The following is a 26,414-nucleotide window of genomic DNA, read 5'->3' as shown; positions in this document are numbered from 1 at the left end:
GGGCCACTAAGCGACCCTATCAGCTATGCGGCTCTACCCAACCAATTGTGCCGTCGGGGCGGCGATAGACCATATTATGGGTGCCAGTGCCAGAGTTTTTGAACAATAGCGCGCTGGTATTGCGCAAATCCATCATCATTACGGCATTCGAAACGCTGGCTTCCGGTATATCGGTGCTGGTTTCGGCGATGATCGGAGGAGAATCGCCATTCACTTCGCTCTCCTCTTCCTCATCATGGGAATCAAACACCCGATATGCAGCCTCTTCCTGTTTCGCAGCATATTGCGCCTGAACATGGTGGTCGTTGAGCCGCCGCATGTAGCGGCGCAGCTGTTTTTCGATCTTGTCAGCCGCCTGATCAAATGCCTGGTGGGCATCGCCGGCTGCTGCGTCAGCTTTCAGCATCAGACCCTGCATAACGTGATTCACAATATCGCATCTGAAATGCCCATGTGGCGCTTTACTGACAGTGACATTGGCGGAGATGGCCTTGGTGAAATATTTACTGGCGATCGCACGCATCCGGTCCTCGGCGTGGGTTTGGAGCGCATCACCGGTATCGACCTGGTGTCCTGAAACACGAACTTCCATAATTATTCTCCTTTTATTGGGCACCGTTACACAATTGGCGGAACCGTTAAACCTCTGTCCAAAGAGGGCTTTCGATACCCTCGATAAATTTCTGATGCCGCGCCAGTTCATCCGCACTCGCATGATGCTCTCGCGCGACCATAAATGTCCGGCGTTCCGGCCGCTGTGATGTTGATTGCAGAGTGGCAAGAGATTCCTGCCGCTTGCTGTCCTCCGCCAGCCCCAGCCCGATCTGGCGGCCGCCGGTCAGTTCGATATAGAGCTGGGTGAGCAATTCCGCATCAAGCAGCGCACCATGTTTCACCCGATGGCTACGGTCGATGCCATAGCGCGAGCATAATGCGTCGAGCGACAATTTGGCACCGGGATGTTTGGATTTGGCAATCGCCAGCGTATCGATCATGCGAAACCGCGAAATCGGTTTAAACCCGCATAAAACCAGCTCGGCATTGAGAAAATTGAAATCGAATTGCGCATTATGGGCGACGAGATTGGCATCACCCAGAAAATCGAGAAGCTCTTTCGCTCCGGACGCGAACAATTTTTTGTCGGACAAAAATACGTCGGAAAGCCCGTGCACATTCTCGGCGGCCTTTGGCATCGGCCGTTCCGGATTATAATAGCAATGGAAGCTCTGCCCGGTTTCGATCCGGTCAATCATTTCGATACAACCGATTTCAACCATCCGGTCCCCATTTTGTGGATCAAAGCCGGTGGTTTCGGTGTCGAAAATTATCTCTCGCATGAATCCAATATCGGAGCGAAACTTGGGTTACGCAAGGGATGCTTTCAGTTTTTGAACAAGTTTTTGCACTTGCCGTCGCGTTTCCGCGTGAGGCCGGGATGTATCGATCACAGAATCGGCCTTTTGCCGCTTTTCAGCGTCCGGCATTTGCAGCGCCTTTATCTGTTCAAACCGCTCCTCGGTCATGCCGGGACGGGCAAGGACACGGCTCCGCTGGTCTTCCGGGCCGGCGGAAACCACGACAATATGGTCAACGCCCTCGGCACCGGATTTTTCAAATAGCAGCGGAATGTCGAACAGGATAATCGGCCGGTCGCTATGTTGTTTCAGAAATGCCAGCCGCATTTCCCCTACTGCCGGATGAATCAGCTGTTCAAGCTGCTGCAGGGCAGCCGGATCTCCGAGCACTGCCGCTCCCAGCTTCTGGCGATCCACACCCTCGCTGTTCGTGCTGCCCGGAAACAGGGCCTCGATCGCATCGACCAGAGCGCCACCCGGTCCTTGCAACTGGTGCACGGCGGCATCGGCATCGAACAAGGGAACGCCTTCATCGACAAACATTTGCGCGACGGTGGATTTTCCCATGCCGATCGAACCCGTCAGACCGACGATATGGGGCTTGTCCCGCTTCGTCATGCGATCAGCAATTTTCTGAGTTCGGCATCATCTTCCATCGGCGGCGTCGCGCCAAAGAACAATTCGAAAGCCAGTGCTGCCTGGCCGATCAGCATATCCAGCCCGTCAACCACCGCCAGATCGCGCTTTTTGGCCGCCCGCAATAGACCGGTCTCAAGCGGCGCATAGACAAGATCGTAGACCAGAGCGTCAGCCGGCAAGGGATCCAGATCCACCTCCAGCGCTGCCTTGCCCGTCATGCCGAGCGGACTGGCATTGATCAGGAGATCGGCTTCCGGCAAGCGCGCATCCATCGGCAGGACACTGCCTTTCACCGAGGCCTGCATCAACAAGCCCGTCGCTTTCAGGCCGCTTCGAGCGAGAAATGTTATTTCGCCGATTCCGACCTGTTTCAGGGCGAATAATACCGCCCGCGCGGCGCCCCCTGCGCCGATCACGACCGCATGTTTCCCCGACCAGTCGGTATCCGCAATCGGTGCCATAAAACCGGCAGCATCGGTATTTGTCCCGATCAGGCTACCATCTGCCTGTCGGACAATGGTGTTCATTGCACCTATCTTCTCACGAACACCGCCGGGATCACTCACCAGATCCATGATCGCGATTTTGTGCGGCAGAGTCACATTGCAGCCGCGCCAGGCCGGATCAGAACGCCGCTGTTCGATATAATCCGCCAATTCGTCGGGCGTAACATGGTGACGGCGATAATCCGCCTCGATCGCCAGCCGGTCCAGCCAGAATTTGTGGATCAGCGGAGATTTGCTCTGGGCAATCGGGTCACCGATGACATCGGCATATGGAATGGTTGTGGTCATGACGTCAAAATACCCCGAATGCGAAGATAGTCGAGCAGGTGCAGCAAAGGCAGCCCCATGATCGTGAACTGGCTGCCGTCAATAGCAGAAAAAAGCTGGGCACCTCTACCCTCGATCTCGTAACAGCCGACACAATGGCGGATATTGTCCCATTCGGCCTCGACATATTGCTCGATAAAAGCGTCACTTAGCGGTCTTACCGAAAGCGTCGCGATATCGATATGGCGCCACACGGGAGTCCCTTGTTCGGCAATCACTGCCGCGCTGAACAGCTTGTGTTTCCTGCCCGACAGCAATTTCAGATGAGCGATCGCATCGGCAGGGTCGACCGGCTTGTCCAGCATCACCCCGTCGTCCATCGCTAGAATCTGGTCGGCACCCAATACCAGCCCGGCTCCGACCCGCCGTGACAGCCGGACCGCTTTTGCCTCGGCAAGCGCATCGGCAAGATTGCGGGCGGTCACGCCTTCGCTCTTCAGCCCTTCTTTAAGCGCGTCTTCGTCAACATTGGGGGCGATCGCTTCCGCAGTAATGCCAGCGGCGGCCAGCATCGCGCGCCGCGCCTGACTTTTGGAAGCCAGAATCAGCGGCAGATCATTCATCGCTGTCGGCCTGACTGCCGCTGACAACACTGTCTCCGGCGGCAACATGGCGCTCGTTATAGAGGTTGATAATCGCCGCTGCGGATTCTTCGATAGACCGGCGAGTCACATCAATCATCGGCCAGCCATTGTCGGCGAACATCCGCCGGGCATATTGGGTTTCTTCCTTGACCTTCTCTTCGTTGACATAATCGGTTTCCGGCGCCTGGTTCAGCGACAACAGGCGGTTGCGCCGTACCTGGACCAGCCGGGAGGCACCGGTGATCAATCCGACAATCAGCGGATTCTTCAAGCGAAACAGAACTTCGGGTGGCGGGGATTCCGGGACGATCGGAATATTGGCGGTTTTGAAACCCCGATTGGCGAGATAAATGGACGTTGGCGTTTTCGAGGTTCGGGACACACCGGCAAGCACGATATCGGCCGCCTCCCAGTTTTCCCAGCCGACACCGTCATCATGGGCAATGGTGAACTGGATCGCCTCGACCCGGGCGAAATAGGCAGCGTCGAGAATATGCTGACGGCCCGGTCGCGCTTTGGCTTCCTGACCGAGCATGTTCGACAAGGCATCGGTCACCGTATCCAGTGCCGGAACGGACGGCAGGCCGAGATGCCGGCATTCCCGCTCGAGCTTCGCCCTGATGTCGCGATTGACGATAGTGAATATGACCAGCCCCGGATTGTCCGCGACCTCGGCCAAAATCCGGTTGAGATGCTTCTCGGAACGGACCATGGGCCAGAAATGTTTGATAATCTCGACACCGTCAAACTGCGCAAGCGCCGCTTTGGCGATGTTTTCCAGTGTCTCGCCAGTGGAGTCCGATAATAAATGGAGGTGGAGCCTATTCATGACCTAAGCTTTGTGATTTCACGGTGGATAAAGCAAGGGATGAAGTTGGGGATAACCACTTGCGGAATATTCTTACCCGACTCCCACAAATTCATCCACAGCGCACCAACATTGATAGATTCCATCCACAGACTGTGGATAGCGGGGATCAAATTCTAGAATCGGTTAATTTTTCGTTTACGGGCACCTGTCAATCTGTTTGTATTTGCGGCGCTGGCAGGTTACCGCCTTTTCCACGCTCTATCATCAACAACAATTCTATAATTAATACTTAAATATATATAATGGATGACCGCCTTTCTATGCCGAACGGAACCGACTCCCCTAAAATTCTCCTCCAGACATTGCTCGGCAAGAAAACCGATCAAACGCCGGTCTGGCTCATGCGTCAGGCTGGCCGCTATTTGCCGGAATATCGTGAATTGCGCGCGAAAAAGGGCGGATTTCTCGAACTTTGCTACGATGCGGAATCGGCTGCGGAAGTGACATTGCAACCGATCAAGCGTTTCGGCTTTGACGGTGCGATCCTGTTTTCAGACATATTGATCGTCCCGCATGCGATGGGTCAGAAACTATGGTTTGAGAAGGGAGAAGGACCCCGGCTGGCACCAAGGCTGGTTGATGCCGCTTTGTCGTCTCTAGAGGGTGCTCCCGAGCATTTTGAAGCTATTTACGCCACCGTGCGCCGGGTTGCCGAACGGCTCGACGACAAAACAACCTTCATGGGCTTTGCCGGCAGTCCCTGGACCGTCGCGACCTACATGGTCCACGGGCAGGGCAGCAAGGACCAGGGTGTCACCCGTCGTTATGCGTACAAGGACGAAGCGGCTTTTTCCGAACTGATCAATGCGATCATCGAGAATACCGTCGAATATCTGCTCGGCCAGATCGAGGCCGGTGTCGATGCGGTGCAGCTGTTCGACAGCTGGGCCGGATCCCTGTCACCGGCACAATTTGAAAAATGGGTGATCGCGCCCAATGCCGAAATCATATCGCGGCTAAAAGCGGTTCATCCCGATCTGCCAATTATCGGATTTCCCAAGGGCGCCGGCGCGAAACTGGTGGCTTATGCCAATGAAACCGGTGCCAGCGCGATTGGCCTGGATGAAACGGTGGATCCGGTCTGGGCCCATGCAAATCTTCCAGCCGATCTGCCGTTGCAAGGCAATCTCGATCCGCTGGCCCTGATTGCCGGCGGCGAAGCGCTGGAGAAATCCGTGCGGCATATTTTGCAAATATTTGAAGATCGCCCGCATATTTTCAATCTCGGCCACGGAATTTTACCGGACACGCCCATTGAACATGTTGAAAAGCTGCTTACACTTGTGAGGCAATGAATGAAATTCTGTCCATGCTCTATCTCTGGTTGAAAGCGGCCCATCTGATCTTCGTGATTTTCTGGATGGCAGGGCTGTTCATGATGCCCCGTTTCTTTGTCTATCATCAGGAAACCGCAGTCGGTTCCGAAGAAGACGGGAAATGGATCGAACGCGAGGGCAAGCTCCGCAAGATCATTCTCAATCCGTCACTGATCATTGTCTGGGTGGTCGGCCTGTTGCTCGCCTATAATATCGGCGCGTTCAGCCAGGGCTGGTTTCACGCCAAATTATTGATGGTGCTGGCGTTGTCGGGCTATCATGGATGGATGATTGGCTATAGCAAAAAACTGGCGCGTGGTGAGCGGACGATGAGCGATAAAGCCCTGCGTCTGACCAATGAAGTGCCTGGCGTTGCCGCAGCGATCATTGTGATATTGGTGATCATCAAGCCGTTCTGAACGGCGTTGGTTGACACTCAAATGACAAAGGCGTAAATAAACGCCAAAGCCCGTCCGGGCTAAATTTTCATGTACATCGAATTTCGAAACCAGCAAATAGCTGCACACATGCAAAACAAATTATGATTTCCTAAAACATCTGGATAAACCTCCATGCATTTAAAAGAATTAAAAGAAAAATCGCCCGCCGGTCTCGTCTCGATGGCGGAAGAACTGGGCGTTGAAAGCGCGTCGACCCTGCGCAAACAGGATCTGATGTTTGCGATTTTGAAAGAGCTCGCTGATCAGGACGAACTGATCATGGGCCTCGGCACGATCGAAGTGCTGCCCGACGGATTTGGCTTTTTGCGTTCGCCCGAAGCCAATTATCTCGCCGGCCCCGATGATATTTATGTGTCTCCCAACCAGGTCCGCAAATTCGGCCTGCGCACCGGCGATACGGTCGAAGGCGAAATTCGCGCACCTCGTGATGGCGAGCGTTATTTCGCGCTGACCAAGTTGACCGCGATCAACTTTGACGAGCCCGACGCTGTCCGTCACCGGGTGAATTTTGACAATCTCACGCCGCTTTATCCGGATGAGAAGCTCAAGCTCGACAGTCTCGATCCGACCGACAAAGACAAGTCCGCTCGGGTGATCGATATTATTTCGCCGCAGGGCAAGGGTCAGCGCGCCCTGATTGTGGCACCTCCGCGCACTGGTAAAACCGTACTGCTACAGAATATCGCCAAGGCGATCACCGACAATCATCCGGAAGTCTATTTGCTGGTCTTGCTGATCGACGAACGGCCGGAAGAAGTCACCGACATGCAGCGTTCGGTGAAGGGTGAAGTGATCAGCTCGACCTTTGACGAGCCCGCTACCCGCCACGTGCAGGTAGCCGAAATGGTGATCGAAAAAGCCAAACGTCTGGTCGAGCACAAGCATGATGTTGTCATTCTGCTCGACTCGATTACCCGTCTCGGCCGCGCTTATAACACCGTTGTACCAAGCTCCGGCAAGGTTCTCACCGGTGGTGTTGACGCGAACGCGCTGCAACGTCCGAAACGCTTTTTCGGTGCTGCCCGTAATATCGAGGAAGGTGGTTCGCTGTCGATCATTGCCACCGCCTTGATCGATACCGGCAGCCGGATGGACGAAGTCATCTTTGAAGAATTCAAGGGCACCGGTAACTCCGAAATTGTGCTGGATCGCAAGGTCTCCGACAAACGTATCTTCCCGGCTCTCGATGTCGGTAAATCCGGTACGCGTAAGGAAGAATTGCTGGTCGAGGACGAGAAGCTCAAGAAAATGTGGGTGCTTCGCCGTATTCTCATGCAAATGGGCACAATCGACGCGATGGAATTCCTGCTCGACAAGATGAAGGATTCAAAATCCAACGACGATTTCTTCGACAGCATGAACCAGTAAAAATTCCGGATTGCCCTGGTGATATTGGAACATGCCATATTGCAGGTTCGGCCAGGGCAATCGGACAGTTTTGAAGCGGCGATGGCAGAAGCCAGACCGCTGGTAACCCGGCAGCCGGGTTTTCAGTCTATCGAAATACGACCGTCATCGGATGACCCGACCCGCTATTTGTTGCTGATTATATGGGACCGGATTGACTCACATCGGGAACGATTTCGGCAGTCAGACGATTATCAACAATGGCGCATCTTGCTTCACGAATTTTATGATCCTATGCCGGTCGTGAACTATTACGGACCTTCTATTTTCCATGATTGAACTTCTTCCGATTTTATCCGCTGCCGCAACCGGCCTTGGTTCTGTTTCAGATATCTGGGCGGCGATCGTCCATGATTTCTCCAATATCGGATCACCCGCCGCGCTTGCGGCTTTCGGGCAGGTGGTGCTGATCGATCTGGTATTTGCCGCCGATAACGCAATCGTTGTCGGTGCTTTGGCCGGCAGCTTGCCAGCGGAGCAGCGCCGCAAGGTTATCATGATCGGTATCGCTGTCGCGCTGATCCTGCGGATATTATTCGCCTTGATCGTCGTGCAGCTGTTGCAGATCGTCGGTCTGGTGCTGGCTGGTGGCTTGTTGCTGCTCTGGGTCGGCTGGAGTTTTTACCGCGAGATTTTCCACGAAGGCGAATCTCCCGGATCGGAAGAGATTGAAGGCGACGAACGCAGCGGCGTAAAGGCCCAGAGAAGCTTCTGGGCGGCTGTATGGGCCGTTACCGCAGCTGATGTGTCGATGAGCCTCGACAATGTTCTGGGCGTGGCGGGTGCGGCGCGCGAGCATCCGGGCATATTGGTGATAGGCCTGCTGTTGTCGGTCGCCCTGATGGGTCTCGCCGCCAATGTCATCGCCAAATATATCGAGCGTTACAAATGGATTGCTTATCTGGGACTGGCGGTCATCGTCTATGTTGCTGGCAAGATGATCTATTCCGGACTTGTGGGTGACGAGCAGACGATTGGTATTTTGACGCTGTTCTAGGAGATTAACCCTTCATCTTCTCCAGCATCTTGCCCATTTCTTCCCAGACTTTATTGATCGCCTTCAATGGGCGGATCATGACCTTGAAGTCCTGAATCTTGCCGTCGTCATTCCAGCTGATGATATCGACGCCGTTGACGTGAATCCCGTCGAGTTCGAGGGTGAACTCGAGCATCGCCATATTGACGCTCTCGTCGACGATTTCGCGGACATAGCGGAAGCTGTCGTTGCCGAGCACATTATCCGCGGCTGACAAATAGGCCATGACCAGCGGTTTTCCCAATTGCGGGGTGTGAACGACCGGGGAGTGGAACACCGCATCGTCAGCGATTTGCGCGCTCAGCTCTTCCGGGCTTTTGCTTTCCATCCGGTCATGCCAGACTTTCAGATTATCGTGGGCGCTCATGCCAGATGCTCCTTGAAAAAGGCTTCGGTACGGCTGTCCGCCAGTGTAGCGGCGGCTTCGTCGCGGCGCGCGCCAAATTCGGCGGCAAAGCCGTGGTCGAGGCCGTCATAGTCATGCAATGTCACCTTCGGGTGATCATCCAGCCCGGCGTGCATCGCTGCCTGCGCCTCTGCGGGTACAAATCCGTCAGCTGTGGGGATATGCAGCATCACTTCGTGAGCGATCGCATGTTTTTCATCCAGCAGACCGTCGATACCGACGCCATAATAGCCGACCGACGCCCGTATATCGGTGCGTGCGGCGGTCATGAAGGCGAGACGGCCGCCGAGACAGTAACCGACGCAACCGACCTTGTGGCTGCCGATTTCGGTCTGGGCATAATGGATTGCTGCTTCGATATCGCGGATGCCCTGATCCTGATCAAGTTTGTTCATCAGATCGATCGCGGTCTGGAATTGCTCCGGCACATCGGCGTCGAGATCGGTTTCTTCGTTGATCCGCCAGAACAGATCTGGCGCAACCGCCAGATAGCCGAGACTGGCCCAATGGTCGCATTTGGCGCGGATGCCTTTATTGACGCCGAAAATTTCCTGAATGACGATGATCGCGGCGCTGGCTTTGCCGTCGGGCCTGGCGACATAGCAGGGGAATTCTGCATTTCCGTTCAATGTTTTTACTTCTTCAATCGTGCCCATCTTGCAGCTCCTTTGCATCATGCCTTGATTCTTTGGGCACAATATCCCCATATCAGACGCAGGCAAGGTCGAACATCAACCTGTTGCGTGGAGGGGGAACTTCGTCGCGACGGCCAAACAGAGGAATATATAATGAAAGTCAGCGTTGAACTGGACTGCACACCGGAGGAGGCGCGCCGCCTGATCGGGTTGCCCGACGTCGCGAAACTCAACGAAAGCTATGTCCAGGAAATGTCGAAATTCCTGCAGGGTGCCAATTCGGTCGAGCAATTGCAGAATTTCACCAAGATCATCGCGCCAATGGGCGAGGCGGGTCTGAAGATGTTTTCCTCCTTCCTGACCGGTGCCATGGGTGCTGCATCGAGCGGCGGAAAATCCACTTCCACCAAGAAAAAGAGCGACTAGCTGCCGCGTTCCGTGATGTTGTCCGCTGATGATACAATTTTCGCATTGTCCAGCGGGCAACCGCCGGCGGCCATAGGGATCCTGCGGATCAGCGGTTCGTTGGCAGGGCAGGCGCTGAAATCTCTCACCGGTAATTTACCAAAACCGCGTGTTTCTGCGCTGTGTAATATCACCAATATGGTTAATGAAGAACTGCTGGATTCAGCTTTATGCCTGTGGTTCCCGGGGCCGAATAGCGCGACCGGAGAAGATCTGGCCGAGATCCATTGTCATGGCGGCCGGGCGGTTATCCGGGCAATCGAAAAGGCGCTGGAGCAGATTGATGGTCTGCGCCAGGCGGAGCCAGGCGAATTCACCCGGCGCGCGTTTACTCATGGCAAAATGGATCTGGCGGAAGCCGAGGGCCTATCCGATCTGCTGTTCGCCGAAACCGAATTGCAGCGCAAGGCGGCGGTTCGCAATGCCGGTGGCGCGTTATCGCGAAAAATCGATGACTGGCAGTTGCAGATATTGGCACTGTCGGCGCGGGTCGAGGCCGAACTGGATTTTTCCGACGAGGATGACGTTGCGCCGGAGCAAGCCGCAGTGGTTCAGAATAATGCGCGTCCGCTGGTCGAGGAGATGCGCGATCTGCTGGCGCGGCCACGCGCGGAAAAATTGAGGGATGGCATCAGGGTGGTACTCGGCGGTCCTCCGAATAGCGGCAAGTCGACATTGCTCAATGCGCTGGTCGAACGCGAGGCAGCGATTGTTTCTGATATCGCTGGAACCACTCGCGACGTGATCGAGGTGCCTATCGCCTTGGGTGGCATTCCGTTTCTCTTCATCGATACCGCCGGCGTTCGGGACAGCGGAGCGGAGACGATCGAGCAGATCGGCATCGACCGCGCACATCAACAATTTGAAGCGGCCGACATTATATTGTGGCTGGGTGACGAAGGGCAGGGACCGGAGTTCGACAATCTCATCGAGATCAGTTCGCGCTGCGATCATCCGGAGCACGAACCAAAAGCCGATGCCGCTTTCACCCTCTCACCGGTCACCGGTCAGGGATTGGACGCTCTGGTCGATCATCTGATCATCCGGGCAAAAGACATTCTGCCGAACGGAGACCAGGTCAGCGTCAACGCGCGTCAGGCCAATCTGCTTTTGATCGCCTGCGACAATCTGGCGGAGATTATTGACCAAGCGGATTATCTGATCGTCGCGGAACATTTGCGGATGGCCCGCAAGGCCCTCGACGAGATCACTGGCAAGGCGAGCACCGAAGATATGCTCGATGGCCTGTTCGGAAAATTCTGTATCGGGAAATGATTGTTCCACGTGGAACAGTTGCGGGCACCGGTAGATTTTGACCTGCAAACCCGCTTGAGCTATGGGCTGCGCCATGAACAAGGAATTTGACATCATTGTGGTAGGCGGAGGCCATGCCGGTTGCGAGGCTGCCGCTGTCGCGGCGCGCATGGGCGCGTCCACCGCACTGGTCAGTTTCACCCGCGAAAGCATCGGCGCTATGTCTTGCAACCCGGCGATAGGCGGGCTCGGCAAGGGCCATCTGGTGCGCGAAGTCGACGCCTTTGACGGGCTGATCGGACGCGCCGCTGATGCCGCGGCGATTCATTACCGGATGCTCAATCTCTCAAAGGGCACCGCGGTACAGGGACCGCGGGTTCAGGCAGACCGCAAACTCTATAAGGCGGCAATCCACCGGATGCTTGACGCCCAGGACGATCTGACCATCGTCGAGGGCGAAGTGGCCAGTCTCACCATGTCGGATTCCCGGGTCAGCGGAATCGTCATGGCAGACGGATCAACGATCAATGCCAAAGCCGTGATCCTCGCCACCGGTACATTTCTCAACGGGAAATTGTTTCGCGGTGAGGAAAGGCATGAGGGTGGACGGACAGGCGAGGCCGCTTCGGTTTCGCTAGGACAACAGATCCGCGATGCGGGTCTGCCGATCGCCCGTCTGAAAACCGGAACACCGCCGCGTATCGATGGCCGGACGATCAACTGGGCAGTCTTGCCCGAGCAGCCATCCGACGATGACGGCTGGACGATGTCGCCACTGTCGAGAGGGCGGACGGTAGCGCAGACATTTTGCGCGGTCAGCCGGACCAATGCTGAGACCCACGAAATCATTCGCGGGTCGCTCGACCGTTCACCATTGTTCAGTGGGGCGATCGACGCGCAGGGGCCACGTTATTGCCCTTCGATCGAGGACAAGATTCACCGCTTTGCCGATCGTGATTCACACCAGGTGTTTCTCGAGCCGGAAGGCCTCGACACCAATCTTGTCTATCCGAACGGGATCAGCACGTCATTGCCCGCCGACGTCCAGCTCGCCTTCGTGCGCAGCATGGACGGACTGGAGAAGGCCGAGATCATCGTTCCCGGCTACGCGGTGGAATATGATCATATCGATCCGCGTGCCCTCGACCGGTCGCTGAAGGTCCGCGATCTGGAAGGGATTTATTGCGCCGGCCAGATTAACGGAACCACCGGCTATGAAGAAGCGGCGGCCCAGGGATTGATCGCAGGGATCGGAGCCGCATGTCTGGTGCAGGGCAAGGACGCACCCGTGCTCGATCGTGGCACCAGTTACATGGCCGTGATGATCGACGATCTTGTGTTGCAGGGTGTCACCGAACCTTATCGTATGTTGACGGCCAGAGCGGAATATCGATTGCGGCTGCGGGCGGACAATGCCTCGACCCGGTTGACGCCGATAGCCATTGCTTTGGGATGTGTGGCCGAGGAGAGGGCGCATTGGTTTGGCGACCGCCAGCGAGCGCGCGATGATATTTTCACCGCGCTCGAATCGATATATTCCAGTGAAGATCTCGTGAAGCTCGGCATCAACGTCCGCCGCGACGGTACCAAGCAGAGCCTGTTCCAATGGTTGCGTTTTCCGAATATCAGCATCGCTTCATTGGAAGATTTGGAAGCATGTTTGAAGACCGGCAATCCTGACCTGATGGCTGAGATTGAAGAGGATGCGCGCTATGCGCCTTATCTCGAACGGCAGGAATCGGAACTGCGCGATCTTCGCGCCAATGAACAGATCCGGCTTGGCGACGATATCGACTATGCCATTATCGCCGGTCTATCCAACGAGATGGTCGAGCGGCTGAATACGGCGCGACCCGATACTCTGGCTGCAGCCTCACGGATCAGGGGCATAACGCCTGCGGCGCTTGCCGCTATTCTCGTTCACGCCCGCCGCCGGGATTCAAGGAATATCGCCGCATGACGGAAGAAGAAGCGCAAGCCTGGCTTCGCGCAGAATATGATGTTTCACGTGAAACATGGCAACAGCTCGAAACGTTCGACGCGATGTTGCGCGACGAGATGCAGCGACAGAACCTGATATCCAAGGCCAGCGCAGACAGTCTGTGGTCGCGCCATATCGTCGACAGTGCCCAGCTATTGCGTTACGCGCCGCCGCCGGAAGCCGGAAAGGTCTGGCTTGATCTGGGAACCGGCGCCGGCTTTCCTGGCATCATCATTGCGATACTGACACCTTATCAGGTGCACATGGTCGAATCACGGAAGCGTCGGGCAGAGTTTCTCAATCAGGCGGTAGAGCAGACCGGCATAGGTGACCATGCCACCATCATTGCCGACCGTCTGGAGAATATGGAAAGCTTCCCGGCTGACGTTATAAGCGCCAGAGCCTTTGCCCCTCTGGATCGACTCATCGCACTTTCGCACCGTTTTTCCACAGAAAATACGGTTTGGCTCTTACCTAAAGGTAAAAATGCGGTAAGGGAGTTAAAAGGCCTGTCACCAAAAAGGCAAAAGATGTTCCACGTGGAACATAGTTTGACCGATCCGGACGCCGGAATATTGGTGGGAAAGGGCTAGAAACCTATTTTCTAAGGTTGAACTGAATATGGTTCGTATCGCAATTGCCAATCAAAAAGGCGGAGTGGGCAAGACCACCACAGCAATTAATATGGCCACCGCGCTGGCCGCCAGTGGCTGGAAAGTCCTGCTGATCGACCTCGATCCGCAAGGAAATGCCTCCACTGGCCTTGGGCTTTCGCAGGGCGATCGCGTCAACAGCAGCTATGATCTGCTGATCAATGACGTGCCATTGGCGGAATGTATCAACCAGACCAAAGTGCCCGGGCTGGAGATTGTTCCGGCAACCGTCGATCTGTCCGGTGCGGAAGTCGAACTGGTCGGATTCGAAGAGCGGACCCATCGTTTGAAAAAAGCTTTGGATAGCGCCGACAATGGTCGCTGGGATATTTGCCTGATTGATTGTCCACCCTCGCTCGGTCTGCTCACCCTCAACGCTATGGTCGCGGTGGAATCCTTGATGGTTCCGCTGCAGTGCGAATTTTTCGCGCTCGAGGGCCTGAGCCAGTTGCTGCAAACGGTGGAGCGGATTCGCGCGCGATTCAATCGCCAGCTTTCGGTGATGGGCGTGGTGCTGACCATGTATGATCGTCGGAACAAACTGACCGAACAAGTGTCGGATGATGTCCGCGCCTGTCTGGGCGATGTGGTGTTCAAAACCGTTATCCCGCGTAACGTCCGGCTTTCGGAAGCGCCGAGCCATGGCCTTCCCGCCCTGATCTATGATTACCGGTGTAGCGGGTCCGTCGCCTATATCGACCTCGCCCGTGAATTGATCGGACGCTTGCCGGAGAGAAAGGTAGCCGCCTGATGACTGACGAGACGATCGTGAATGACAGCAGCAAGAAAGCACCAAAGCGCGCTACCGGGCTGGGCAGGGGACTCAACAGCCTGTTCGGAGAAATCCAGCGGGAAGAACCGATTGTAACCGAGGCACCGGGAGCCACCGATGTTAGCGCCGCCGGCCAAGCGCCGGCGCCGGCTATCGACGGTCTGCGCTCGATTGCGGTTTCCGATATCCGGCCGAATCCGGATCAGCCGCGGCAGACGTTCAACACCGATGCGCTCGACGAGCTGGCCGATAGTATGCGGCAGCGCGGGGTCATCCAGCCGATTGTCGTACGGCCCCATGGCAAGAATTTCCAGATCGTCGCCGGTGAACGCCGCTGGCGGGCCGCGCAACGCGCCCGCTTGCATCAGATTCCCGCGGTCGTCCGTAATCTTAACGACGAAGAAACGCTGGAAATAGCGATTGTCGAGAATGTCCAGCGCAAGGATCTCAACGCGATCGAGGAAGCCGAGGCCTATGCCCGGCTTAGTACGGAATATGGTCACAGCCAGTCCAGGCTTGCCGAGATTGTTGGCAAATCGCGGAGCCATATCGCCAATCTGATGCGCCTGCTCGAATTGCCAAATGGCGTGAAGAGTCTTGTCGTCGATGAAAAATTATCGATGGGCCATGCCCGGGCGCTAATCAACGCGCCGCATGCAGAAGAACTGGCAACCCAGATCGTCAAACAGGGGCTGTCGGTCCGCGACGTCGAGCGTCTGGTCCGCAAATCCTTGGGTGGCGACAAACCCTTGTCGGCGAAGAAACAGGCAGCGCTGTCGGAAACCGATGCAGATATCCAGGCGCTGGAAACACATTTGGGTGATTTGCTCGGATTGAAAGTGAGCATTCAATCCAACGGGCAGGGTGGTGCCATGTCGATTGAATATGCCAATCTCGATCAACTTGACCTGATTTGTCAGCGTCTCACTGGCGAGCATATCTAGGCTGGAACAGCCAATCAGGTGTGCGATTTTCGCCTTTAGCCATGGAATTCCGTCAGTGGTGGAGCGCATTATAGCGGGATAAATATAATTATATCAGTGGTTTAACGGGTTAATTCAAAATTAACCATGACTGCAAGCAAAGCTTTATCCTTTCCCTAGGATAAGCAGCATCGAATGTTGGTACAGGCGACGTTCCGGTCAGTGGGTTTGACGGGAGCGCACCGCATGTGCCCTTTCGGTAGTAAGATAATAATAGGGACCAGTAACTATGACCAAATTTATGAAAGCCGCTTTGGCTTCTTCCGTGCTTGTGGCTTCCGCTATGGGTGCTAACGCAGCCAATGCTGCGACTGCGTCTGCGGATGCAAAAGCAAATATCCTGCAACAGGTTACCGTAACTTCCGATGGTAGCAAACTCGATTTCGGTACGATCGTAAGCGGCGCATCCGCCGGTACCATCGCTGTGAACGCTCTTGGCGTTCCGTCATGCACCGCAACAATCGTTTGTTCCGGTACAACTTCGGCAGCTGGCTTTGATGTCGGCGGCACGACCGGTGAAACCGTCACGGTTTCAGCTGACACGTCGGTTACGCTGACCAACACGAATTCCGACACGATGTCTGCTTCGCTGACACCTAACGTCTCCACCATCGTTCTCGACGGAACCGATGCGTTTGTAGTTGGCGGAACTCTTAGCGTTGCTGCGGGTCAGGCTGATGGTGCCTATGTCGGTAACTTCAACGTCACAGTCAGCTATCAGTAAAAACTGAACCGACGGCATAAAACCGTCGATCAATGCCGACCAGAACCCGTTCGCGCCTTGGGTCGCGAGCGGGTTTTTTTATGATCTTCCTCGGAATCCAGCGGTCGGCCACGAGTCGCCCATGGTTAGCGCTTTGGTAACCCTATTTCGTCATAAGGGCGGGGTGGGGCCGGCTGTGGGAAGCCAACCTCTCCGAATGACCAGTAGCCGGAGAATATCATGACCATCCAGAAATTAAGATTATTGAAGCGTTGTTGCATCGGGCTGGGCGCCCTGGCGTCCGCCATGTCCTTATCATCGAGCCCTGCACAGGCAGCGGGTGACCTGTTGGTCGCTCCGACCCGGGTTGTCCTGGACGGACAGCGCGGGACCGAAGTTATCTTGAACAATATCGGCTCGGAGACGGCCACGTACCGTATCTCGCTGGAATTGCGCCGGATGACCGCCGAAGGCCGTCTGGAAGATGTCACCGAAGAACAGGAAAATGACATCGAGCGAGCGGCAAAGGAGATGATCCGCTATGCGCCGCGCCGGGTGACGCTGCCGCCAAACCAGCCGCAGGCGATCCGTCTTGGCGTCAGAGCTCCCGACGGCCTGCCTGACGGAGAATATCGTGCGCATCTTCTGTTTCGCGCGATTCCCGAAGCCCGGTCTGTTACCGAACAAGCGACACCTGATCAGGGCTTCTCGATCTCCCTGACTCCGATTTACGGCGTCACTATCCCCGTCATCATCCGTCAGGGAAATTTGCAGGCAACGGCTGCGATCGCCAATGGCAGGCTGGAACAGCAGGCTGATGGCCAGGCCCTGACCTTTGACCTCAGTCGAACGGGTGACCGGTCGATATATGGCGAAATCCGGGTTACGAAACCGGGATCAAGCGAGCCGGTCATGGTTGCGCGGGGCATTGCCGTCTATCCGGAAGTCGGCCAGCGCAGCGTTACCCTTCCGGTACCGCCCGAAGTGGCAGCGCAGCTCAAAGGCCAGGTAACGGTGGAATATTACGAACCCGCAAATTCCGGCGGGGGGCTTATCGCCAAAACGGATATGGTTCTAAGGTAATCATTTCATAGCAATGGCTTAGTGCGGCTTCACGCCGTCACGAAGTCATGATGTGAACCATGAGAGCGCGATATAATATAATCGGCCAGAGCTACCACGCTTTGGCCAAGACCGCGGGGATCATTGCGATCTCGGCGGCTTCGCTGTTCATGGCATTCTCTGCGCAAGCGCAAGCGCTGTCCGACTGGACCGCAAACGACGATGATGCCTTATTGTTTGACCTGCGGTCGGGCAACTATCGGCTGGGAGACGGCGTCAGAGGCTATCAGACTGATAGCGGAATCTGCGTTGATCTCGCCGATATCATCATGGCGATGGATATTCCGCTCCGCCTCGACAAGAAGTCGCGCCGCGCAACTGGCTGGATTTTTACCGAGAACCAGACGATCACCATCGATCGTGACAATGAAATGGTGCAAAAGGCCGACGTGACGGCAAAATTGCGGTCCGGGCAAATATATGATGTGCCAGAGGGCTGGTGCGTTGACGTGAAAAGCCTGTCGGAATGGTTTGATGTGCAATTCGTCCCCGATCTGTCCAATGCGCTGCTGACCATCCGGTCCGACACCCAGTTGCCGTTCGAACGCGCGCTGGAGCGCAAGGAACAGGCGGCTAAAATCCGCCCGCAGAAGAGTTTTGATCTGTCCGGTCTGCCGCAATCGTCGGAACCCTATAAATTCTGGCGCACGCCGTCGGTGGATGCCGTGGTTTCAGCCGGTGGCTTGAGGGATAAGCAATCCGGGCAGCAATTTGACCTGCGGTACGAACTTTATGCGTCCGGGGAAGTCGGCAAAGCGAGCTTTGATGCACGATTGTCGTCCGATAATAGCGGCGTGCCCGAAAATCTCAGGGTTCGAGCCTATCGCACCGATCCCAAGGGCGAACTTCTCGGACCGCTGAAGGCCACCCATTTCGCTCTGGGCGATGTCTCGACATTCTCGACGCCCTTGGTGTCCCAATCGATTGCGGGACGCGGGGCATTGGTGACCAATCGTCCCGTTGAGCGGCCGGATAGTTTTGATCGCACCAGCTTCCGTGGCGAATTACCCAATGGCTGGGACGCAGAACTATATCGCAATGGCCAGTTGCTAGCCTTTGCCGAAAACCGCACCGATGGCCGTTATGAATTTCTCGATGTTCCGTTGCTTTACGGTCAGAATCGCATCGAAGTGGTGCTATATGGCCCGCAAGGACAGATAAGACGTGATACCAAGGTCATTCCGGTGGGTCTCGACTCTATTCCGCCCCGGGAAACCTATTATTGGGCGGGGATTCACGAAGCCGGAGAGGATCTGATCCGGCTCGGGGAGTTTTTGCCAATCCGTCAGGCCGGTTGGCGGGGCGGTGTCGGGGTTGAACGGGGTCTCAACAATAAAACCTCTGTTGCCGCATCATTGTTCAGTCTGCAAATCGACGGTGATCGCTATAATTATCTTGAGGGATCGGTCCGAAGGGCGGTGGGCCCGACGCTGGTTGAGCTATCGGGTTCATCGAACCTTGGCGAAGGAATGGCATTCCGCGGCCAGCTGCTCGGGCAGCTTGGCAACAGCTATATTACCGCCGAATCGATCTGGACCAAAGGCGAATATCTCTCGGACCAGGTCGAGGAATATATCGATTCACGCCATAGTCTGGCGATCGACCATAGTTTCAAAATCGGCAGAAAACTGGTGCCTTTTCATATCGATACGCAATATGAAACGCGTTCGGACGGCCGGGACATTCTCGATGTAACGGGACGAATGTCGTTTAATCTCAAATATTTATCTCTAACCGGCGAGTTAAACTGGGAAAAGCAGTTTAGCGATTCAGGTACAAATGCGCCGGATCAGCTGGACGCACGGCTGCTTGCTACCGGACGGATCGGCAAGGTCCGGTTGCGCGGCGAAGCGGTGTACCGCCTCGCGCCGGAAAAACGTTTCGAACGGGTTGATTTTACCGGTGAATGGCGGGCTGGCGAACGGTCAGACTGGCGGGCGGAGCTGGGCTATGATGCCAGTCTCAATCGTGCGCGTGCGGGCATCGGGATTGTTCGGCGGTTCGATCGCTTTTCGGTCACCGCGAGCGCCGAGGCAGCGACCGACGGGTCGGTGGCGGCCGGCCTGAATCTGGCGTTCAGTCTAGGACCTGATCCCCGGAGCGGGAAGTTCCGGTTGTCGAGCAACAAGCTGGCCAATAGCGGGCAGGCGCTGGCGATCGTCTATCGGGACGAAAACAGGGATGGAGTCCGTCAGGCCGGAGAGCCATTGGTGGAAAATGTCGAGCTGACCGCCGGACAGTCGGTGGCTTTGTCCGCCACGGATGCCAATGGCCGGGCGATTATCGACAATCTGCTGCCCTTCCGGCCGATATTGATCGGCATCGACAGCAGCAGCTTGTCCAATCCCTTCGTGCAGCCCGCTCTCCCCGGTGTGGTAATCACGCCGCGGCCCGGTGTTGCAGTGACCGTCGAGCTGCCGCTGGTCAGTGCTGGCGAGGTCGAAGGAACATTGGTGCGCAGGGGCGGCGGCCCGATTGCCGGAGTCGGCATGGAGCTGGTTGACGGTGAAGGCCGCGTCGTTCGCGAGGCCCAGACCGAATTTGATGGTTTCTTCCTGTTCGATGGCGTTCCCTACGGCAGTTATACGGTCCGTATTGCCAAACTGTCTGCGCAGGCGATTCAGGTTCCGGTGATCCTTGGCGCACGAGCGGTGGTGGACGAAGAAAATCAGGTGGCCCGGCTGGGCGCGATAACGGTCGGTACCAACGCCAATATGGCGCAAAATGATATCGGCCGGCCAGACCGGGGAAACATGCCCTAGCCCCAGATAGCTGCGGTTCTTGTAACGCTTGCACTTTCTGTTACTTATCCTGTTTTCGTGTAGTTCAGGAACAGCCCATGCAAGTCATCGCTAATGGTATCAATATCGAAGCAGAAGATCACGGCAACCCCGAGGATCCCGCCATATTGCTGGTCATGGGCTATACCGCCCAGCTGATTTACTGGCCGATGGATTTCGTCAATGGTCTGGTTAAGGAGGGATTCCGGGTCGTCACTTTTGATAACCGCGATGTTGGTCTTTCCTATAAATTTGACGGCGTGCGGCCACCGCACCCGCTCCGGCAGATGCTCACCAAACGGCTCTTCCCGAAAAGGCAAATGGCACCCTATAATCTGAGCGATATGGCGAGGGACGCGGTCGGCGTTCTCGACGCCCTCAAGATCGACCGGGCGCATATTGTCGGGGCGTCTATGGGCGGTATGATCGGGCAACTGATTGCGGGCGATCACGCCGATCGGGTGCTGTCCTTTACGCCGGTCATGTCATCGACCAACGGTCCGGGCCTTCCTGGAGCCAATGCCGAAGTGCGCAAGGTGCTGCTGCAAACGGCTCGCGCAAAAGTGCGGACGCCGGACGAGGCTCTGGAACTGGGACTGGCCTTCTCGTCCCTGATCGCGTCCGAGGAAGGCCGGAATCGGCCGGAGGAACGCCGGGCGATGATGAAACTGGCGCAAGAACGCGGCTTCTACCCGCCCGGGCCGAAGCGCCAGATGGCGGCGATCATCGATACCGGAAATTTGCGGCCGACGGCGAACCGGATCACCGCGCCGACGATGGTCATTCATGGTGCCGATGATCCGCTCATCCCGTCGGTCTGCGGTCAGGATATCGCGGCCAATGTCAAAGGCGCCCGGTTCGAACTTGTTGAGGGCATGGGGCACGATCTGCCGCCAAGCAAATTGCCGAAAATGGTCGATCTGATCGCAGCCCATTGTCGCGCCGCCTAAAGAGCGGGATTTATTCGGGTATCGGCAAACAATATGTAACGCTCTGGTCGGCCATCCTGATCTCATAGGGTTGTACCGCTAGCGTGTCACCGTCTGCCTGAAACGCGGCCAGTCGGGAGATTTTGTCTTTCGCGATTATCGTCAGCCGGGAAGCTGGCAGGGACTGGACGAAAGCGAGCTCTGCGGGGTCACGACCGCGCGCGATCTGGAGCAGGAAGCGGAAAAAATCCCTGCGCCGGGCGCGGGTCAGCAATATGACCTGAAAATGCCTGGATCCCAATTCTGCTGTCGGCGCGAGAACCCAGCTTCCGGCGTAATAACGGGCCTTGATTACGTAAACCGCGCTGCAGTTCAGATGTTCTGTCGTGCCGTCGGGCGCTTCCACCGCCAGCGAAAAGCGCAGCTCCGGCCAGTCGCCGAGCAGCTTTATCAGCGACCATGCATAAGCCGCCCCGCCTATGCGCTTTTTCAATGCCGGACTGTGCCGCGCGACGGCCTGACCGTCGGGACCGGCACTGATACAGGCGACAAAGGGCTGGCCGTCGCTGGTAACTAACGGGGCTTCCAGACGCGCCACTTGCTTGTCGAGAAATCCGGCCATGATCTCGCGCGCGAATATTTCCGGATCGCTGGAATAGCCGAGTTCTTTGGCGACCAGATTGACCGTGCCGGCAGGAAACACACATAGGGGTCTGGATATTCCGGAGCGAACCATCGATGCGACGACCAGCTGCAAGGCCCCGTCACCGCCCGACACACAGACGAGATCACAGTCGGAGAAAATCTCGAACTGCCCGTTCTTTTCGGTCCGGCCCAGCCTTACTTGCGCGCCGCATGCCTGGAAGGCGCGGGACAGGTCATCCAGCCGGGTTTGATTAAACGTGCCCGAGGCCGGATTGTGAATAAGTTCGACGATCATCATCCGCTCATGCGGTGGATGGACGTGATCCGTCAATGGCTGAACGGGAGATGCCCTGTCTCGCTCCGCCGGTGCCGGCGTCCGGTTACCTGTCTATGCCGGTACCTGCAGTCGCTCCAGGGCGATTTCCTTGGCCGCCTTATAGCCCGCCTTGCCATTAGCCGCGCGCGGAACCTCATCCACCACTATAATGGCCCGCGGCGCCTTGTAGGCCGCCAGTTTCGAGCGGACATGGTCGCTCAGTCCGGCTTCATCGAACCGGGCGTCGGGCGCCAGGGAAATGATAGCAGTGACTTTCTGGCCAAAGCGGTCGTCGGCTATCCCGACCACCAGACAGTCATAGACCGATTCATGCGTCTTGAGTGCTTCTTCGACTTCTTCGGGGAAGATCTTCTCGCCACCGCTGTTGATGCAGGCGGAACCTCTCCCGAGCAGCGTGATCGAGCCATCCGCCTCGACCGTCGCGAAATCGCCGGGGATCGAATAGCGGACACCGTCGAATGTCCTGAACGTGGCCGCGCTTTTCGCTTCGTCCTTATAATAGCCGAGCGGCACCATCCCGCCGTTACAGATCAGACCCATCTCACCGGAACCGGGCGCTATCGGCTTGCCATCTTCGGTCAACACTTTGGTCGTCGCATTCATTTCGAATTTTGCGGTCTGGTCGATATCGATATTTTCGGCGGTGGTGATCGAAACCCCCATGCTGCCTTCGGTCGAACCCATGCTGTCGACAATGGCCATATGGGGCAAATGTTCTAAAAGGCCGCGCTTGACCTCCGTCGACCACATCACACCCGACGACCCCATCATTAGAAGTGATGATAAATCAAAGACTTTCCCTGCCGTCTTGGCCTCTTCCAGCGCAGCGAGCATCGGCTTGGCAAATACATCGCCGACGATGGTGATATCGGTGACTTTCTCGTCTTCGGTCAGCTGCCAGAGCGCTACCGGATCGAAATGGCTGTTGTCGTTCAGCACCAAGCACCCACCGAGGCTGTGCGGGACCATCGCCCCGATCCACATGCCGGTACCATGCATCAGCGGGCATGCAGGAATGGAGCGTGACGTTGCGCCCATCGCGTGCAGTTGCTGTACCAGTGGCCCGAAGCCCGATGCATCGGTCGGTGGCTCCATCATCCGCATTTCGAACCCTCTGGCGAGCAGCGCGGTGGCAAAGCTCTTGTGATCATACATCACGCCCTTGGGCATGCCGGTCGTGCCGCCGGTATAGAGCATGTACAAATCGTCATCCGACCGTTCGATCACCGGCATGGGATCGGTGTTTTGCAACGCTTCTACATAGGAGACAGCACCCTCGAGATGCTGGCCCGATCCGTCATCAATCTCGAGGAAGAGTTTGACCTGCTCGAGCTGATCGCGAATCGCCGCGACGCGCGGGGCGAATTGTGCCTGATAGACCAGGGCTTCGCTGTCGCTGTTGTTGATGACATGAGTCAGTTCCGCCTCGAGATAGCGGTAATTGACATTGACGGGGCAGACGCGTGCTTTGAAGGCCCCGAACTGGGTCTCCATATACTCCGCCGAATTATAGGAATAGATTGCCAGCTTCGCACCGGCCTTCAATCCATGGTCGGTAAGCACCTGTGCGACGCGCGCTGCGCGATTTTCATATTCGGCCCAGCTATAGCGTTTATCGCCGTCGACGATTGCGGGTTTGTCAGGAATTGCTGCAGCAATATTTTCCCAGATATCGGCCATCTGCCAGGTCATGCGATTCTCTCCTTATTTTTTTCCAATAGAATAGCCAGATCGCAGACTTACGCAACCAGATGACGGGTGCCGCAATCAATTGATTCGATCTATGGTTGCGGGCGAGCCGCGATCTCGGCGAGGATGGCCTCGCTATGTTCGCCGAGCGCCGGACTGGGGCCACAAGGCGCTGGCTTGTCGCCGCCAAAACGGGCCGGCGACGTGACATGCTGGACCCGGCCAAGCAGCGGATGATCACTCTGTTCGAATATACCGACAGTCATGGCCTGCTGGTTGGACGGCAGGTCTTCCAGCGCCAGACAGGGGGCAGCCGGCACATCACGAGCGGCGAGACCGGCGACCATCTCGGCGCTGGTCAGGTTCGGTTTTTCATTGGCGATGATCGAGGCGAGCTCCGCCATATGGATGCTGCGGTTCGCCATGCCCTGATATTTCTCTTCCGTCTTCAGGTCGGGACGTCCGACTATGTCGAATATTGCCGACCAATGGTCGTCGGTCATAGCGGCATAGGCGATCGCTCCGTCGGTCGACCGGAGCGGCAATTGATAATAGTCGGCGAAGGGAGCGCCGTGAGCCACGTCTTCGCCTTGCAGCGTCAGGTGCATACCGCCATCGGGCCAGAGAAAGGCAATGCAGCTTTCGAGCATCGACAGGTCGATATGCTGGCCGACACCGATGCGCTCGCGTGCGAACAGGGCGGCGGTAATCGCCTGCGCGGCAGTATAAGCGGTGACCTTGTCGCAGATCAGGGTTTTGACATAGGCGAAACCTTCCGGATGGCCCTGCAGAGTCATGAACCCGGCCATCGCCTGCATCACATGGTCATAGGCCGGGCGGCCGGACAGCGGTCCTTCGTGGCCAAAGCCAGTGATGGCGCAATAGATAAGCTCCGGTTTCTCCTGGCGCAGCGCATCGCTGCCCAGTCCGAGCCGGTCCATCACACCCGGGCGGTAATTGTGAATCACCACATCCGCCGACAGACAGAGCTGGCGGGCATGGGCGATGCCCTCTGCGGTTTTGAGATCGAGCGTGATCGAACGTTTGGCGCGATTGCAATTGTGGAACAGGCCGGAGATGCCGGATTTCTGACTGCCCAGCCAGCGCATCGGATCACCGATGCCGGGCGGTTCGACCTTGATCACATCCGCGCCCTGCTGGGCAAACATCATCGTCGCCAGCGAGGCGGTGACCATCGTGGAAAATTCGATGACCCTGATTCCGGCCAGTGGCTGCGTCGGTGTTATATCTGTCATGCGATCCTCAATCCCGACTTCGTTCGAGCCGGTCTGGAGGAAGCATATGGTGCAATTGATCCCGCGACAAGCTCAGGATTGAGTAGGGATGGTCATTCGTCCAGATTGGCGGCCAGTCTTTCATATGCGGTAAGGAAATCTTCCTTGAAGCCCTGCACCACCTGACCGGCGGTCATCTGCTCATTCATCAGGCCAACGCCCTGTCCGACCCAATAGGTGGCCAGATCCTTGGCGCCCTGATTGTCACCCTGACTGAGCTTGTCGAGCACGCGCAGCGGGGGCTCTGCGACCAGAGACTGTAACGGCATGGGAAGCGGGGAGGGTGCGCCCTCAGCCTGCCAGGCATCGGTCCAGGGTGAGCGCAATTGCCGTGATGGCTTGCCGGTGCGCGAGCGCGCTCGCACGGTGTCGCGTGACGTGGCTGCCAGCATTTTCTCTTTCACCACCGGATTGGTTTCCGCTTCGACCGTGGTCAGCCAGACCGACCCGCACCAGACGCCGCTAGCACCCATCGCCATCGCGGCAGCCATCTGCGCGCCGGTGGCAATGCCGCCCGCAGCTAGTACCGGCGTATCGTCGCCAATCTGGGCCAGCGCGTTGCAGACCTCGGGGATCAGCACCATCGTGGATATATCGCCGGTATGGCCACCGGCTTCGCCGCCGACCGCAATGATGATGTCGACACCGGCTGCGACCTGACTCATCGCATGATCTCTCGTTCCGACCAGCGCCGCGACCGGAACATTGTGTCTTTGCCCCATTTCCAGCATCACCTGCGGCGGGATACCCAGAGCATTTGCGATCAGTTTGATCGGATGACGGAAAGCGACTTCCAAAATCGCTGCTGCCGTTCCGCCGCGCAGATTTTCGGCGGAGGCGACCTGTTCGCGGCGGACTGTTTCGATGTCCCCGGCGATGCGATCAGTGTTGACGCCATGGCGTTGCAATATCTCGTTGGTAAATTGCTTATGTTCGTCCGGAATCGAGGCTAGTACCGCTTCCGGATCGAGCTGTTCGCCCTTTCCTTCGACTTTATTCGGAACGATGATGTCGAGACCATAAGGTTTGCCGTCGACATGGGCGTCGATCCAGCTGAGCTCTTCCTCGAGCGTCTCCGGCGAGCAATTAACCCCGCCAAATACGCCCATGCCACCGGCTCTGGAGACGGCAGCGACAACGTCGCGGCAGTGGGAGAAGGCAACCAGCGGAAATTCGATGCCGAGCATGTCGCAGATTTTATTGTTCATTGGGATCTTTCCGTTCGTGCTGAGCTTGTCGAAGCATGAGTGTGCGTGGCCTGCC

Annotated in this window: 27 protein-coding genes; 15 read left to right on the top strand and 12 right to left on the bottom strand. The window is 56.7% G+C overall.

What is annotated here, in order from left to right:
• Positions 1-19 precede the first annotated feature (19 nt).
• Genes raiA through AAC060_RS01350 form a run of 6 tightly spaced genes read right to left on the bottom strand, consistent with a single transcriptional unit; the run spans position 20 to position 4,240 of the window.
• Positions 20-592 (bottom strand): ribosome-associated translation inhibitor RaiA, encoded by a 573-nt coding sequence (gene raiA, locus AAC060_RS01375; RefSeq protein WP_339822038.1) that lies wholly within the window; start codon positions 590-592, stop codon positions 20-22.
• A 46-nt stretch (positions 593-638) separates the two neighbouring features.
• Positions 639-1,337 (bottom strand): DNA polymerase III subunit epsilon, encoded by a 699-nt coding sequence (gene dnaQ / locus AAC060_RS01370; protein ID WP_339822035.1) that lies wholly within the window; start codon positions 1,335-1,337, stop codon positions 639-641.
• 27 nt (positions 1,338-1,364) lie between these two features.
• Positions 1,365-1,973 carry a dephospho-CoA kinase gene (coaE, locus tag AAC060_RS01365; RefSeq protein ID WP_339822032.1) on the bottom strand — a complete coding sequence of 203 codons (609 nt, stop codon included), beginning with the start codon at positions 1,971-1,973 and terminating at the stop codon, positions 1,365-1,367.
• Complete coding sequence (gene aroE / locus AAC060_RS01360; RefSeq protein ID WP_339822029.1) at positions 1,970-2,788, bottom strand: shikimate dehydrogenase; 819 nt, start codon at positions 2,786-2,788, stop codon at positions 1,970-1,972. Before aroE ends, coaE begins: the two co-directional genes overlap by 4 nt.
• The gene (locus AAC060_RS01355) at positions 2,785-3,390 is read right to left on the bottom strand and encodes a nucleoside triphosphate pyrophosphatase (RefSeq protein WP_339822026.1); all 606 of its coding nucleotides are present in this window, start codon (positions 3,388-3,390) and stop codon (positions 2,785-2,787) included. Before AAC060_RS01355 ends, aroE begins: the two co-directional genes overlap by 4 nt.
• The gene (locus AAC060_RS01350) at positions 3,383-4,240 is read right to left on the bottom strand and encodes a pyruvate, water dikinase regulatory protein (RefSeq protein ID WP_339822023.1); all 858 of its coding nucleotides are present in this window, start codon (positions 4,238-4,240) and stop codon (positions 3,383-3,385) included. Before AAC060_RS01350 ends, AAC060_RS01355 begins: the two co-directional genes overlap by 8 nt.
• A gap of 302 nt (positions 4,241-4,542) precedes the next feature.
• Between AAC060_RS01350 and hemE the strand changes: the two genes are divergently transcribed.
• From hemE to AAC060_RS01325, 5 genes are all read left to right on the top strand, one after another.
• The gene (gene hemE / locus AAC060_RS01345) at positions 4,543-5,577 is read left to right on the top strand and encodes a uroporphyrinogen decarboxylase (protein ID WP_339822020.1); all 1,035 of its coding nucleotides are present in this window, start codon (positions 4,543-4,545) and stop codon (positions 5,575-5,577) included.
• Entirely contained in the window at positions 5,574-6,017 is a 444-nt protein-coding gene (locus tag AAC060_RS01340; RefSeq protein ID WP_339822017.1) for a CopD family protein, read from the top strand. The genes hemE and AAC060_RS01340 overlap by 4 nt, the downstream gene beginning before the upstream one ends.
• A gap of 153 nt (positions 6,018-6,170) precedes the next feature.
• Positions 6,171-7,427, top strand: a complete 1,257-nt coding sequence (gene rho / locus AAC060_RS01335) for a transcription termination factor Rho (RefSeq protein ID WP_339688533.1) — start codon at positions 6,171-6,173, stop codon at positions 7,425-7,427.
• Positions 7,428-7,445: 18 nt separating this feature from the next.
• On the top strand, positions 7,446-7,745 hold the full coding sequence (locus AAC060_RS01330) for an antibiotic biosynthesis monooxygenase (RefSeq protein WP_339822015.1): 300 nt from the start codon (positions 7,446-7,448) through the stop codon (positions 7,743-7,745).
• Positions 7,738-8,463 (top strand): YjbE family putative metal transport protein, encoded by a 726-nt coding sequence (locus AAC060_RS01325; protein ID WP_339822012.1) that lies wholly within the window; start codon positions 7,738-7,740, stop codon positions 8,461-8,463. The genes AAC060_RS01330 and AAC060_RS01325 overlap by 8 nt, the downstream gene beginning before the upstream one ends.
• Positions 8,464-8,467: 4 nt before the next feature.
• Here AAC060_RS01325 and AAC060_RS01320 read toward each other — a convergent pair whose 3' ends face one another.
• Together AAC060_RS01320 and AAC060_RS01315 are read right to left on the bottom strand one after the other, a co-directional pair.
• On the bottom strand, positions 8,468-8,869 hold the full coding sequence (locus AAC060_RS01320; protein ID WP_339822009.1) for a nuclear transport factor 2 family protein: 402 nt from the start codon (positions 8,867-8,869) through the stop codon (positions 8,468-8,470).
• A complete protein-coding gene (locus AAC060_RS01315; RefSeq protein WP_339822006.1) occupies positions 8,866-9,564 on the bottom strand; it encodes a dienelactone hydrolase family protein in 699 nt (232 codons plus the stop codon). The genes AAC060_RS01320 and AAC060_RS01315 overlap by 4 nt, the downstream gene beginning before the upstream one ends.
• 132 nt (positions 9,565-9,696) lie before the next feature.
• Between AAC060_RS01315 and AAC060_RS01310 the strand changes: the two genes are divergently transcribed.
• The 10 genes from AAC060_RS01310 (at position 9,697) to AAC060_RS01265 (ending at position 21,206) form a co-directional block, all read left to right on the top strand.
• Entirely contained in the window at positions 9,697-9,969 is a 273-nt protein-coding gene (locus AAC060_RS01310; RefSeq protein WP_339822003.1) for a DUF6489 family protein, read from the top strand.
• Between the two features lie 15 nt (positions 9,970-9,984).
• Entirely contained in the window at positions 9,985-11,283 is a 1,299-nt protein-coding gene (gene mnmE, locus AAC060_RS01305) for a tRNA uridine-5-carboxymethylaminomethyl(34) synthesis GTPase MnmE (RefSeq protein WP_339822000.1), read from the top strand.
• 73 nt (positions 11,284-11,356) lie between these two features.
• Entirely contained in the window at positions 11,357-13,222 is a 1,866-nt protein-coding gene (gene mnmG / locus AAC060_RS01300) for a tRNA uridine-5-carboxymethylaminomethyl(34) synthesis enzyme MnmG (RefSeq protein WP_339821998.1), read from the top strand.
• The gene (gene rsmG, locus AAC060_RS01295; protein ID WP_339821995.1) at positions 13,219-13,836 is read left to right on the top strand and encodes a 16S rRNA (guanine(527)-N(7))-methyltransferase RsmG; all 618 of its coding nucleotides are present in this window, start codon (positions 13,219-13,221) and stop codon (positions 13,834-13,836) included. Before mnmG ends, rsmG begins: the two co-directional genes overlap by 4 nt.
• A 28-nt stretch (positions 13,837-13,864) precedes the next feature.
• Positions 13,865-14,647: an AAA family ATPase gene (locus tag AAC060_RS01290; protein ID WP_339821993.1), complete on the top strand. Its 783-nt coding sequence runs from the start codon at positions 13,865-13,867 to the stop codon at positions 14,645-14,647.
• Positions 14,647-15,612, top strand: coding sequence for a ParB/RepB/Spo0J family partition protein (locus AAC060_RS01285; RefSeq protein ID WP_339821990.1), 966 nt, complete (start codon positions 14,647-14,649; stop codon positions 15,610-15,612). The genes AAC060_RS01290 and AAC060_RS01285 overlap by 1 nt, the downstream gene beginning before the upstream one ends.
• 268 nt (positions 15,613-15,880) lie before the next feature.
• On the top strand, positions 15,881-16,375 hold the full coding sequence (locus AAC060_RS01280; protein ID WP_339821987.1) for a DUF4402 domain-containing protein: 495 nt from the start codon (positions 15,881-15,883) through the stop codon (positions 16,373-16,375).
• Positions 16,376-16,594: 219 nt separating this feature from the next.
• Positions 16,595-17,437: a molecular chaperone gene (locus AAC060_RS01275; protein WP_339821984.1), complete on the top strand. Its 843-nt coding sequence runs from the start codon at positions 16,595-16,597 to the stop codon at positions 17,435-17,437.
• 59 nt (positions 17,438-17,496) lie between these two features.
• A complete protein-coding gene (locus AAC060_RS01270; RefSeq protein ID WP_339821982.1) occupies positions 17,497-20,238 on the top strand; it encodes a carboxypeptidase regulatory-like domain-containing protein in 2,742 nt (913 codons plus the stop codon).
• A gap of 77 nt (positions 20,239-20,315) precedes the next feature.
• Entirely contained in the window at positions 20,316-21,206 is an 891-nt protein-coding gene (locus AAC060_RS01265) for an alpha/beta hydrolase (RefSeq protein WP_339821979.1), read from the top strand.
• Positions 21,207-21,216: 10 nt separating this feature from the next.
• On the opposite strand, the gene AAC060_RS01260 is transcribed toward AAC060_RS01265, so the two are convergent.
• From AAC060_RS01260 to AAC060_RS01245, 4 genes are all read right to left on the bottom strand, one after another.
• Entirely contained in the window at positions 21,217-22,128 is a 912-nt protein-coding gene (locus tag AAC060_RS01260; RefSeq protein WP_339821976.1) for a diacylglycerol kinase family protein, read from the bottom strand.
• Positions 22,129-22,218: 90 nt separating this feature from the next.
• Positions 22,219-23,859, bottom strand: coding sequence for an acyl-CoA synthetase (locus AAC060_RS01255; protein WP_339821974.1), 1,641 nt, complete (start codon positions 23,857-23,859; stop codon positions 22,219-22,221).
• An 89-nt stretch (positions 23,860-23,948) separates the two neighbouring features.
• Positions 23,949-25,112 (bottom strand): CoA transferase, encoded by a 1,164-nt coding sequence (locus AAC060_RS01250; RefSeq protein WP_339821972.1) that lies wholly within the window; start codon positions 25,110-25,112, stop codon positions 23,949-23,951.
• A 92-nt stretch (positions 25,113-25,204) separates the two neighbouring features.
• A complete protein-coding gene (locus AAC060_RS01245) occupies positions 25,205-26,359 on the bottom strand; it encodes a nitronate monooxygenase (RefSeq protein WP_339821970.1) in 1,155 nt (384 codons plus the stop codon).
• Positions 26,360-26,414: the final 55 nt, after the last annotated feature.

It is taken from the genome of uncultured Parasphingorhabdus sp. (assembly GCF_963975555.1).
Taxonomy (GTDB): domain Bacteria; phylum Pseudomonadota; class Alphaproteobacteria; order Sphingomonadales; family Sphingomonadaceae; genus Parasphingorhabdus.
Note: the sequence above shows the minus strand (reverse complement) of the source record. Positions and strands in the feature narration are given on the sequence as shown.